This is a genomic window from Roseateles sp. P1_C6, assembly GCF_056406315.1.
In genome coordinates, this window is record NZ_JBFUAK010000011.1 from 97188 (window position 1) to 109314 (window position 12127).

The window sequence follows — 12127 nt, forward strand, 5'->3', positions numbered from 1 at the left end:
CCTAGACTCGCGCCAAAGACACGGGGACAGTGAATGGAGAACTCGGCGAAGCCGCTGCAGCGGGTCGTGATCGTGGGCGGCGGCGCCGCGGGCTGGATGTCAGCCGCGGCCTTGAGCGCGGTACTGAAGGCCCCCTACGAGATACGCCTCATCGAGTCCGACGAGATCGGCATCATCGGCGTCGGCGAGGCGACCATCCCGCCCATCCGCGTCTTCAACGGCCTGGCCAAGCTCGACGAGGCCGAGTTCCTGAAGGCCACGCAAGGCACCTTCAAGCTCGGCATCGAATTCGTCAACTGGGGCCGGCGCGGCGAGCGCTACATCCATGGCTTCGGCGGCATCGGCCGCGAGACCTTGTGGCCGGTGGACTTCTGGCAGTACTGGCTGCGCATGCGCGCCCTGGGCCGAGCGTTGCCGCTGGACGCGTACGCGTTGTCCAACATGGCCGCCAAGGCGAACCGCTTCATGCTGCCCCAGCCGGAGATGAAGAACTCGCCGCTGGCCAGCATCGGCTACGCCTACCACTTCGACGCGTCGCTGTACGCCAAGTTCCTGCGCCGCGTCAGCGAGTCACGCGGCGTGCGGCGCACGGAGGGCAAGGTCGTCGACGTGCTGCTGCACGCGGAGCCTGGGCCGACCCAGGGCCATGTGCGCGCCGTGCGCATGGAAGGCGGCGAGCTGGTCGAAGGCGACCTCTTCCTCGACTGCTCGGGCTTCCAGGCGCTGCTGATCGAGAAGGCCTTGCACACCGGCCACGAGGACTGGAGTCACTGGCTGCCCTGCGACCGCGCCGTCGCCGTGCCCAGCGAATCGACCGGGCCGCTGCTGCCCTACACACGTTCCACGGCGCACCGCGCCGGCTGGCAGTGGCGCATCCCGCTGCAGCACCGCGTCGGCAACGGCCATGTCTATGCCAGCCAGCACGTCAGCGACGACGAGGCCGCCGACACGCTGCTGAAGCACCTCGACGGCAAGCCGCTGGCCGACCCGCGCCTCATCAAGTTCCGCACCGGCATGCGCAAGCAGGCCTGGCAGCGCAACGTCGTCGCCATCGGCCTGGCGGCCGGCTTCGTCGAGCCGCTGGAGTCCACGGCGCTGCACCTGGTGCAGATGGGCGTGGCCAAGCTGATCGAGTACTTCCCGCACCGCGGCTTCAATGCGCTGGAGATCGCCGAGTACAACCGCCAGAGCCGCTTCCGCTACGAGTCGGTGCGCGACTTCATCATCCTGCACTACCACCTGAACCAGCGCGACGACTCGGCGTTCTGGCAGGTCTGCGCGGCCATGGACATTCCCGCGTCGCTGCGTCGCCGCATGGACCTCTACGCCGCCAGCGGCCGGCTGATCTACGAGGAGGGCGACCTCTTCCGCGAGCCCAGCTGGCTGGAGGTCATGGAAGGCCAGAACCTGCGCTCCAAGGGCTGGCTGGCGCTGACCGAGCTGCAGAACGCCGACGACACGGCGAACTACATGAAGGGCATCTCCGACACCATCGCGCAATGCGTGGCCGTCATGCCCGACCACGCGGAGTTCGTCAGGCGCTACTGCGCCAGCCCTGGCTTGGCCTAAACGCCCCGTCGGCACGCGCGCCGGCCACATTTTGAAACGATGTGGCAACCAGTTAGGGCTTACCCTGGCGGAGTGTCAGGAATTGTGTGCCCATGGAGTTTTCAGAGCTGTTCACGCAAAGCGCGCGCGACGTGCTGCCGCACGCCCGAAGGAAAGGTCTTGCCGTCCATTTCGACTGTCGCGGGCCGCGCCTGGAGCTTCATGATCCTGGGCCATACCTGAGGGCGGGCATCCACCGCATCATGCTCGGCATCGTCGACTGCTTCGAGTCCGGCGATGTCATGTTCAGCGCGGAAGTCGATGCGCCGGTCTTCGGACGCAGCAGCATCGTCATCCACGCCGCCGGCACCGGGTCGTACCGGCCGAGGGACGCCGTCGGCGTGCTGCAGCGTCTGCATCTGGTGTCAGAGGATGCCGATCCTGACCAAGGCCTTGTGCCGCATGCGCAAGGCCTGTGTCCGGCCACCAGCGGCTCGGTCCAGTTCGTCGACGCCGGGCAGAACGGCCTCGTGATTTCCCTGAGCGGCGACGTGGCGGCGGAAGAACCCCCGTTCGAACACACGCCCGACGCAGGCAGCACCATGGCATGGCTGGTCAGCGCGCTGCCGGGCGCATTGGACTCGGTCGAGATCAGTTTGCGCCAGCTGGGCTGGCAGGTCATGTCGTTCGAGCGGACGGAAGACGCAGCAGCGGCAATGTCAGCCGGCTCGGCGCCGCTGCTGATGATCGTTGCCGAGCACGACGGCGAGGAGCTGCCCCTGCTCGAACAGATCGCGCAGGCCTTTCCCAGCCTCCGGGCGGTACTGGCCGTGGTGTCCGGCTCCGACTCCTTGCGCCTGCGGCGCCGCTGCCCGGTCGACATCCGGGTGCTGCCGCTCAGCCCGCGGGAGTTGGCGCACTTCACCGCCCACGTCGACACCCGCACGTCGACAGCCCTGTCGCGGCTGACATCGCCCGCGCCCCTGTATGCGCAGGAAAGCCGGCGCGTCCTCGTCGTCGACGACAACGTTGTGAACCAGATCGTGGCGCGTGGTCAACTCGAAGCGCTGGGGTACCAGGTGGCGGTCGCCGGTGATGGCATCGAAGCGCTCGACTCGTGCTGCGACGCGCCACCGGACATGGTGCTGATGGACGTGGACATGCCGGTCATGGATGGGCTGGAAGCCAGCGAACACCTGAGGTCCTTGCAACGCGTGGGCACATTGCCCCCGTTCCCCATCGTGGCGGCCACCGCCGGCGATACCGTGCTGCGGCGCAACGCCTGCCTCAGTGCCGGCATGGATGGCTACCTCAGCAAGCCCATGAACCTGGAAACACTGGCCGACGAACTGCACCGGGTGCTGCCGGGGCGGCCCGTTTCCATGGAGGGCTGAGCCCCCGGGTCGCGACGTCGGAGCGACCGGCGCACTCGTTGGTGGCGCTGGCAGTCCTCGCCCGACGTCTGGTCGGGCGATGATCGTGACAGAACGTCACACGGCGAAGGGGTCGCCCCGGCGCACGGCATGGGCGGCGGGTCAGCAGGAGCACCGCTCGCGCACATGAAAAAGGCCCCGCGGTTGCGCCACGGGGCCTTGCGATCTGCGTGCGCGGGCAAGCCCGCCAGTCACTCAGAAGCTGTACTGCATGTTCACCGTGTAGCGGCGCCCCGACGTGAAGTAGTTGTGCCCCAGCATGCCGATGTGCTGCTGCATGAACTGCTTGTAGGTCTTGTTGGTGATGTTCTGCGCCTCGAAGCCCACCGACAGGCCGCTGTCGAACTTGTAGTGCAGGCCGGCATCAAGCTGGCCGTAGTTGTCGGCCCACAGCGGCAGGCCCAGCGGGATGCCCACGTCGTGCTGGTTGTAGGTGGCGCTCGCCGGGTTGGTGTCCAGCACATTGGTCTGGTTCGGGCCGGTGTTGTCGGAATTCAGCGCCACGCCGTACAGATACTTGCCGCGCCAGCTGTAAGCCAGCCGTGCCGAGATCGGGCCACGGTCATACAGCAGCGAGATGTTGAACGTGTTCTTCGACAGGTTGGGCAGCGGCACGTCGCCAAAGGCGCGGCCATCGGTGTCGCAGCCGTTGATGTACAGGTTCAGGTTGTCCTGCCCCGCACCCGCCGAGCAGTAGGCCGAGTACACCGAGTTGTAGCGCTTCATCTTGCTGTCGACGAAGGTGTAGTTCGCCTGCAGCCCCAGGCCTTGCAGCAAATCGGGCAGCCCGTCGAAGTACTGCTGGTAGGCGATCTCCAGGCCGCGGGCATGGCCCTTGGCGCCGTTGACCGGACCGTTCAGCACGAAGGTCACGTCCTTGCCGTTGTTGTCCTTGACGACGTAGTTGAAGGCCTGGTTGACGATGATGTCCTTCAGGCTCTTGTTGAACGCCGCCACCGTCAGCGAGCCGTTCTTGGCGAAGTACCACTCGGCCGTCAGGTCCTCCTGCGTCGACTTGATCGGCGTCAGCATCGGGTTGCCTGATGCGGTGCCGGTGTAGCTGACCTTCTTCACGTTGGGCGGCACGGCCTGCTGGTCCAGCTCGATGCTCTGCGTCATCGGCAGGTAGGCCTGCATCTGGTTGAACTGCGGCCGTGCGATGGCCTTGGCGATCGCGAAGCGGAACTGCAGGTCCGGCGCGGCCTTGTAGCGCATGTTCAGGCTGGGCAGCACATCGGTGAAGTTGTTGCTGAAGGTCTGCGCCTTCGCAAACGGCGTCAGCGGCGCAACGGGCACGCCGGTCGCGTTGGCGGGCACGGTCGCGGCCTGCAGCGTCGTGTAGCCGTCGGCCTCGTTCTTGGTGCGCACGACACGCAGGCCGACGTTGCCGTCCACCGGGAAGCCCACTTCCTCGAAGGAGAAGCGCAGCTGCGAGTACAGCGCCGTGGTCGTTTCCTTTTGCGTGTTGCGGCCCTGCGGGTCGGTGCCGAAGGAGGTGGGGTTCCACTCCAGGCCGCCCTGGATGCTGTGCCACTGGTCGCAGCCGGTCTGGCCCGCGCCCATCCAGTCAGGCTTGAAAGCCTTGCACTGGTCCAGGTAGAGCTGGTGCAGCTTGACGTAGCTGTTGGGCCAGTCCATCGCGACGGACTGCGCCGGGAAGTAGAGCCCCGGCATGTTGTACTTGCCACCAAAGAAGCCGGCGTAGTTGTTCTTGAACGTCGGGATGTCGGTCTTGTTGACCCAGGCCAGGTCGCCGATGTTCCAGCCCTGCTGCCAGGCGTGGGTGATGGACGCCCAGTTGTAGCTGGGGTTGCTGTTGATGGTCTCGGCATCGCGCTGGGCGATGCGCACGCCCACGCGCAGGTCGTTCAGGATGGGGTGGTCCTTGAAGACGTAGCGCGCGTCGCCCTTCCAGGCTTTCTGCGTGCCCTTGCCCTTGTCCAGGTGGTCCATCATCATGGACCAGTAGTACTTGGACGGGTCGTTCAGCGTCGCCAGGTCGCTCGCGTCGAAGGCCAGGCGCGGCAGCGTGCCGGTCAGGTCGACGGTCTCCTTGGGCAGTTGCACCGCGGCGCCCACGGTCGAGTCGAAGTTGTTGGTCCGGGACTTGATGTACTGGAAATCCGAGGTCAGCGTCAGCTGCTCGTTGACCTTGCCGGCAATCTTCCAGGACAGCTCGTCGGTCTTGGACGCGCGCTTGGAGAAGCGGGTCTGGTTCTCGACCTCGATGCCCTGGTAGGTGCCGTCGCCGTTCGCCTTGCCGGTCAGCACGCCCTTCTGCAGCACGCCCGCCGAGTCATAGGTGCCCGACAGCACGTTGACGTCATACGGGTTGGTCTGGGCGATGACGTTGAACTCGTTCCAGTCGAAGTTGTACTTGGAGCGGAAGAAGCTCAGCGAGCTTTCGACGTCGCCCTTCTTCCACTGCAGCGCGCCGTACAAGCCGTCGCGGGTGCGCTCGTAGGACTGCTGGCGCCAGCCCATGTCGCGCGGGTTCCACTGCTTGGACGTGGCGTTGGCGATGTAGTACGGGTCGACGACCATGCCGTCGGTGCGGGCCGAGCTCAGCGAATGCGCGATGTCGATCAGCGCGCCGATCTTGCCGATGGGCGTGTCCCAGGTGTTGGACAGCAGGCCCGACACGCTGGGCTTGTTCTTGCCGTTCAGCGAGTTGTGCGTGATGTTGCCGGACAGCGAGGCCTTGAAGCCATTGAAGTCGAACGGCATGGCCGTGCGCAGGTTCACCAGGCCGCCGATGGCGCCCTCGATCTGCTCGGCCGACGGGTTCTTGTAGACGTCCACGCCGGACATCAGCTCGGGCGGCACGTCCTCGAAGCCCAGCGTGCGGCCCTGGTTGGCGCTGAAGGTCTCGCGGCCGTTCAGCGTCGAGCTGACATAGGTCAGACCGCGGATGACGACGCCCGAGCCTTCGGCCGAGAAGTGCACCGGGTCGTTGGACGCCGACACGCGGTCCATGGCCACGCCCACGACGCGCTGCAGCACTTCGGTCACCGAGCGGTCCGGCAGCTTGCCGATCTCCTCCGCGACGACCGAGTCGACGATCTCGTCCGACTCCTGTTTGAGCTTCTGCGCATTCGCGAGCGCCGCGCGCCGCCCCGACACGACCACGGTCTCCAGGGCCTGGGGGGGTTTGGCCGCCGCAGGGGTGGCTGCCGGCGCGGGCGCAGGCGTGTTCTGTGCCATCACCGGTGCCGCCGCCCAGACCATGGCCTGGACTGCCGCCAGCGACAGCGTTGTCCGCTTGAAATGTCTCATCCTCTTTGCTCCTCTTTGGTGGGAAACATCCAGCCCTTGCGGGCCTCGTGTCGGTCCTGCTGGCTTCAGGCGCCGCAGGTATTTGGTAACGCTAACAATCTTTGCCCCGCCCAGCATTGGGACTATCAGGGATAGGGCATACACGCATGTTTAGTGGCATCAACCTCCTCTACTGGCCAGGTCGATCTGCCATGCCGGCAGGTCCAGCGCGACCGCTTGAATTTCGTTTGGTAGCGCTATCCTTGATTGAACGACGTACTCGGTACCAGGCATCAGGTCCATGAAGTTGTCCGCCAAAGCCACGCCCTGGTGCCGCAGCCACAAGCCCTTCACGGGCCGGTCGGAGCTCAGGCGCAACGCCTGGCCGTGTGGCTCGATGGCCACGCGCGCGCCGGCCAATGAATGGAACTTGAAAGGTTCCGTCCAGGCGCAGTCGCGCGCCAGCTCGCGGCCCTGTGCGTCGCGGGCGCAAACCTCGGCGACGACGGGCTCGTCAGTCGCCGGCAGCGGCAGCGTCGTCTCCACGCTGGACGATGCCGGCACCTGCTGGTCAGCCGAGCTGTCGGCCAGCGAGCGCCCGTCCATCGTGAACAGCCGCAATTGCAGGCGCACGGCACAGCCCGCGGCCGTACCGTTCATGACGGCCAGCCTCGCCTGGCCCGCTTCCAGCCGCACGGCCACGGCCATGGCGCTGAGCGCGCGGCGCACCGCGTGCCAGGCCGGCTTGACGGTGCCAGCCGAATCGATCAGCGCCCAGCTGGTCACGGGCCAGCAGTCGTTGAGCTGCCACACCAGCGCCCCGCCGACGGCGCGCGCACCCGGCTGCTGCCAACGGCGGCGGAAGTCCTGGTAGGCCACGCGCATGGCCTCGGCCTGCACGAACTGCGTCGCGTAGACATGCTCGGCCAGCGTCGGGCCCACGCGCAGGTTGTCGGCGAGGTACACGGCCAGGCGTCGGTGCCCGTCGGGGCCGCTGGCCGACCCGGCCTTGTTGTGCCATTGCACCGTGCGGCTCTCAGGGAAGCGCTCGGCCTCGGGCAGCACCGACTCGAACAGCACCAGCGACGGATGCGACTGCATGCCGAACTCGCTGACGAAACGCGCCTGCACGTCGCCGTAGCGCTGGTAGGGCAGCATCTGCTGGTGCCAGACCTCCCAGCTGTGGCGATCGCCGATGGTGGTGTCGGAGGACTTGGCGTCGCTGCCCGGCGTGAACGGGCTGCCGGGCCAGTAGACGCGGTCGGGGTCCAGCGCCGCGCAGACCTGGGGCAGCAGGCCCTCGTAGATGGCGCGCGCCTCGAAGCGCTCGGCCGGCACGCCGGGGCCGGCCAGGCCCACGGACTCCGCCAGCATGTAGTCCTCGTTGTTGCCGCACCAGAGCGCCAGGCACGCGTGGTGGCGCAGCCGCTTCACCTGGCCTTCAGCCTCGGCGCGAACGCTGGCGAGGAAGCCTTCATGCGCGGGGTACAGGCCGCAGGCGAACATGAAGTCCTGCCAGACCAGCAGGCCCAGTTCGTCGCAGGCCTCGTAGAAGGCCTCGTGCTCGTAGATGCCGCCGCCCCAGACGCGCAGCATGTTCATGTTCGCGTCGGCCGCCTGCGCGACGCGCTCGCGGTAGCGCGCCGGCGTGATGCGCTCCAGCAGGCTGTCGTCGGGGATCCAGTTCGCGCCGCCGGCAAACATCTCCTGGCCGTTGACCTCGAAATGAAAGCTGCTGCCCGCCTCGCCCTGCACCGGCGCCTGCAGCAGGCGCAGCGTGCGCAGGCCCGTGCGGCAGCGGTCTTCGGCCAGCACGCGGTCGCCGTCCAGCAGCCGCGCCACCAGCGTGTACAGCGGCTGCTCGCCCAGGCCGCGCGGCCACCACAGGCGGGCGTCGGCCACGTCGAGCACGGCCTGAGCCGAATCGGCCGGCACCGTGCGCCGGGCCACGCTGCGGCCCTCGGGGTCCAGCAGCTCGAAGACACAGTGCAGGCCCACCGCGGCGCCGTCGACCTGCGCCGCCACCCGCAGCGTCGCCCGCCGTCCGGCCACGTCCACGGCGCTGCGCACCTGCAGGCTGTCGATGCGCGCCGCCCAGCTGTGCCGGCGCACCGGCCGCCATGGGCCGCTGACGAGCAGCTCCGGGCCCCAGTCCCAACCAAAGTGGTACTGCGCCTTGCGGGCATGCAGCCGCGCGCTGTCGCCGTTCCACAGCTGGCGCTTGCCGTGCATCGCCTCGGCCTCGCGGGCGCGGGCCAGCGGCGGGTCGAAGCGCAGCAGCAGCTCGTTGCGACCCGGCCGCAGGTGCTGGCGCACGTCCACGCGCCGCGGCACGAACATGTTGTCGGCCGCGAGCAGCTGCACGCCGTTCAGCCAGACCGTGCAATAGGTGTCCAGGCCCTCGAAGACCAGGTCCTCGTGCGGTGCATGTTCGCCAGCCACGTCAAAGCCCAGCCGCCAGGCCCAGCTGCGCTCGCCGACCCAGCGCAGCTCGGCCTCGTTGCGGCCGTAGAACGGGTCGGGCACGCGCGCTGCGGCCAGCAGCGCGCCATGCGCGGAGCCCGGCACCGCGGCGGGCAGCCAGGCATCTGCGGCCAAGGCGGCCAGCGCGGCAGGGCCTGCGCCATGCGGCGCTTCGGCCAGCTGCCAGCCCTCATGAAGATCGATCAGGCGTTCGGAGATCACTGCGTTCCGGGTCCTCGCGGCTGCCGCCAAGGCAATCGCTAAACATTAACTTGTTGCGCATTCTGTTTCTCCACGCGAACGCCGGCGATCAGGGATAGCACCGATGAAAACAGACGGAATGTCGCTATTGCGCCCGTCTTCGATCCGCGGATAATCAGATCGTTTACTAAACATTGCATGCGTTCGACGCACCAGCCGACGCCGTGAGCCGCACGCCCTTCCCAGTCATCCTTTCGCTCTGCCTCGCCGCCGGCTGCGCACCGGCACTGGCCGCCAAGCTGGTCGTCTGGATGGTGGGCGACGACAAGACACCGCGCGTCATGCAGCCGGCCGTCGAGGCCTACCGCGCGGCGCATCCCGACGTGGCCATCGAGGTGCGCGACGTGCCCTGGGCCGACGCGATGACCAAGTACTCCGCCGCGCTGGCCAGCCAGCGCGGGCCGGACCTGATCACCGGCAGCACTTCCTACGCCATCGTGCTGGGCGCCAAGGGCGCGCTGGTGGACTTGAACCAGGCCGCGCCCGACCTCACCCGCCTGCTGGCGCAGCATGCCAACCCCGGCGCGCTGCGCGCCATTCGCCGCGCCGACGGTGCGCTGCACGGCGCGCCCTTCGACATGCATGTGCAGCTGCAGTACTACCGCAGCGATCTGGCTGCCGCGGCGCCCACAGACTGGGCCGGCTTCCTGGCCACCGCCCGCACGCTGCGCACCCAGGGCCACGGTTTTGCGCAGCAATGGGGCAACACCAGCTGGCTGGGCTTCTACCCCTACCTGCGCCAGTCCGGCGGCGCGGTCTACGACGACAGCTGCAAGCGCGCCGTCGTCGACAGCCCCGAGGCCGTGCGCGCGCTGACCTACTACGCCGCCCTCTACCGCGAGCTGAAGGCGCCCACCGACGGCTGGCCCGACGCCGACGGCGGGCTGGAGAGCGGCGCCTATGCGCTGATGCAGTCCGGCACCTGGCTGCTGTCGCGCATGGACATGACGCACAAGGGCCTGGTCGGCAAATGGGCCGCTGCGCCGCTGCCCGTGGGGCCGACAGGCAAGCGCACGGCCATCCTGGGCGGCACGGTGCTGGCCATCACGCGCTTCTCACCCAACCGCGCGCTCGCGCTGGACTTCATGCGCAGCCTCTACCAGCCCGACATCACGCGCCGCATGGCCGAGGCGGCGCTGGCCTACGGCGGCATGTGGCTGCCTTCGGGCCGGCAGGACGTCATCGCCACGCTGCCCTTGCCCTTTCGACAGGCCTTGCTGGACCAGCTTGCCGACGCCGAAGGCCCGCCACCCTGCCCCGCCTGGCTGCGCCAGGACTACCTGCTGACCCGCGCCGTGCAGCGCGTGGTGCTGGCCGGTGGCGACCCGCAGGCCGAGCTGAGCCGCGCGGCCGCCGTCATGAACCGAGCGCTGGCGGTGCAGCGATGAACTGGCGCCGCCATGGCCGCGACATGTTGCTGGTCGCGCCCTTCTTCGCGCTGTTCGCGCTGTTCGGCGTCTGGCCCGTGCTCCGCTCGGCGTGGCTGAGCTTCACCGACTATCACGCCACCGAGGAACCGGTATGGGTCGGCACGCGCAACTACGCCGAGCTGTTCGCCGACGAACGCTTCTGGCAGGCGCTCGCCAACACCGTCACCTACATGGCCTCGGTGTCCATCATCGCGGTGATGCTGGGCCTGCTGCTGGCGCTGAGCTTCGGCAGCAACTCACGGCTGCACCAATGGGTGCGCGTGGCCTTCTTCCTGCCCGCGGTGGCCGGCGGCGTCGGTGCCATCTCGGCGTGGAAATGGCTGGCCAACTCCGAGGCCTATGGCTTGTTCAACAGCCTGCGCGCGGCAATGGGCCTGGAGCCCGCGCGCTTCCTGGGCGACCCGGCGTGGACGATGCCGGTGCTGGTGCTGGTGGGCGTGTGGTCGGTGCTGGGCTACAACCTGGTCATCTTTGTGGCCGGCCTGCGCGCCATTCCGCGAGACCTCTACCAGGCCGCCGAACTGGACGGCGCGTCGCGCTGGCAGCAGCTGCTGCACATCACGCTGCCCAACCTGCGCCCCACGCTGGTCTACGTCAGCGTGACCGGCATGATCGCCAGCTTCCAGGTCTTCTACGAACCCTATCTGCTGTTCGGCGCCGTCGAGACGCTGGGCGGCCCGCTGGACTCGGCGCTGATGCTGGTCACCTATCTGTTCGACCGCGGCTTTCGCCATCTCGACCTGGGCCTGGCCTCCGCCGCGGCCTGGGTGCTGACCACCCTCCTGTTCGGCCTGACCTGGCTGAACCTGCGTCTGATCGGAGGCTCGCGGTGAGGCGCGCCAGCCGCTGGCTGCAACTCGCCCGCGCGCCGCTGTGGCTGCTGCTGCCAGCCATGCTGCTGCCCTACTACTGGATGGCCATCGGCGCGTTCAAGACCGTGGGCGAGCTGCTGCGCCAGCCGCCCACGCTGATGCCGCACGCGCCCACGGGACGCAACTTCTTCAACCCCGACTGGGCCGGCACGACGGCCGACCCCGAGCGGCTGGCCGGCATCCTGCAGATCCAGGTCGAGGGCCATGGCTTCCTGCGCTTCTACGCCAACAGCTTGGCTGTCACCGTGGTCGTCACGGTCGTCAGCCTGCTGGCCGCATCGCTGGTCGCCTTCGTGCTGACCAAGCGCCCCTTCCCGGGCAGCCGCTGGCTGTTCCGCGCGCTGCTGCTGTCCATGATGCTGCCGTGGGAGGTCACCATCGTGCCCAACTTCGTCACCGTGGCGCAGCTGGGCTGGATCAACAGCTACGCCGCGCTGCTGGTGCCAGGCCTGGCCAAGGCGTTTGTCGTCTTCTACTTCCGCCAGGCCATGCTGAGCGTGCCCGATGAGCTGGTGAATGCGGCGACGCTGGACGGCGCCGGCACGCTGCGCATCTGGTGGAGCGTGGTGCTGCCGATGCTGCGGCCGGCGCTGGCGGCCATCGCCATCCCGGTCGCGGTCAGCGAGTGGAACAACTTCCTGTGGCCGCTGCTGGTCGTGAACGACGCCGCCACGCTGACACTGCCCCTGCAGCTGGGCAAGATGGCCGGCGACCTGAGCTTCAACCCGCAGGCCGCGGCCGTGCTGATGGCGGGCTCGCTGCTCGCATCGCTGCCGGCCATCGTGCTGTTCCTGGTCTTCCAGCGCCAGTTCGTCGCGGGTCTGCAGGCGGGTGCCACCAAGGGTTGAGAGATGAATGGGTTGAA

General features: G+C 68.1%; 7 protein-coding genes. 5 read left to right on the forward strand and 2 right to left on the reverse strand.

Going from position 1 to position 12127, the window contains the following annotated elements:
* The first annotated feature begins 33 nt into the window (after positions 1-33).
* Positions 34-1569 carry a tryptophan halogenase family protein gene (locus tag AC1D29_RS23155; RefSeq protein WP_477901875.1) on the forward strand — a complete coding sequence of 512 codons (1536 nt, stop codon included), beginning with the start codon at positions 34-36 and terminating at the stop codon, positions 1567-1569.
* A gap of 92 nt (positions 1570-1661) precedes the next feature.
* Complete coding sequence (locus AC1D29_RS23160; RefSeq protein ID WP_477901877.1) at positions 1662-2942, forward strand: response regulator; 1281 nt, start codon at positions 1662-1664, stop codon at positions 2940-2942.
* Positions 2943-3176: 234 nt separating this feature from the next.
* Here the strand turns inward: AC1D29_RS23160 and AC1D29_RS23165 are convergent, their stop codons facing one another.
* Positions 3177-6257, reverse strand: coding sequence for a TonB-dependent receptor (locus AC1D29_RS23165; protein ID WP_477901879.1), 3081 nt, complete (start codon positions 6255-6257; stop codon positions 3177-3179).
* Between the two features lie 159 nt (positions 6258-6416).
* Entirely contained in the window at positions 6417-8921 is a 2505-nt protein-coding gene (locus tag AC1D29_RS23170; RefSeq protein ID WP_477901881.1) for a glycoside hydrolase family 2 protein, read from the reverse strand.
* Positions 8922-9124: 203 nt separating this feature from the next.
* Here AC1D29_RS23170 and AC1D29_RS23175 point away from each other — a divergent pair, with 203 nt between their 5' ends.
* From AC1D29_RS23175 to AC1D29_RS23185, 3 genes are read left to right on the forward strand one after another with little or no spacing between them, the layout of a single operon-like run.
* On the forward strand, positions 9125-10348 hold the full coding sequence (locus tag AC1D29_RS23175) for an extracellular solute-binding protein (RefSeq protein WP_477901883.1): 1224 nt from the start codon (positions 9125-9127) through the stop codon (positions 10346-10348).
* Positions 10345-11223, forward strand: coding sequence for a carbohydrate ABC transporter permease (locus tag AC1D29_RS23180; protein WP_477901885.1), 879 nt, complete (start codon positions 10345-10347; stop codon positions 11221-11223). Before AC1D29_RS23175 ends, AC1D29_RS23180 begins: the two co-directional genes overlap by 4 nt.
* Positions 11220-12110 (forward strand): carbohydrate ABC transporter permease, encoded by an 891-nt coding sequence (locus tag AC1D29_RS23185; RefSeq protein ID WP_477901887.1) that lies wholly within the window; start codon positions 11220-11222, stop codon positions 12108-12110. Before AC1D29_RS23180 ends, AC1D29_RS23185 begins: the two co-directional genes overlap by 4 nt.
* Positions 12111-12127: the final 17 nt, after the last annotated feature.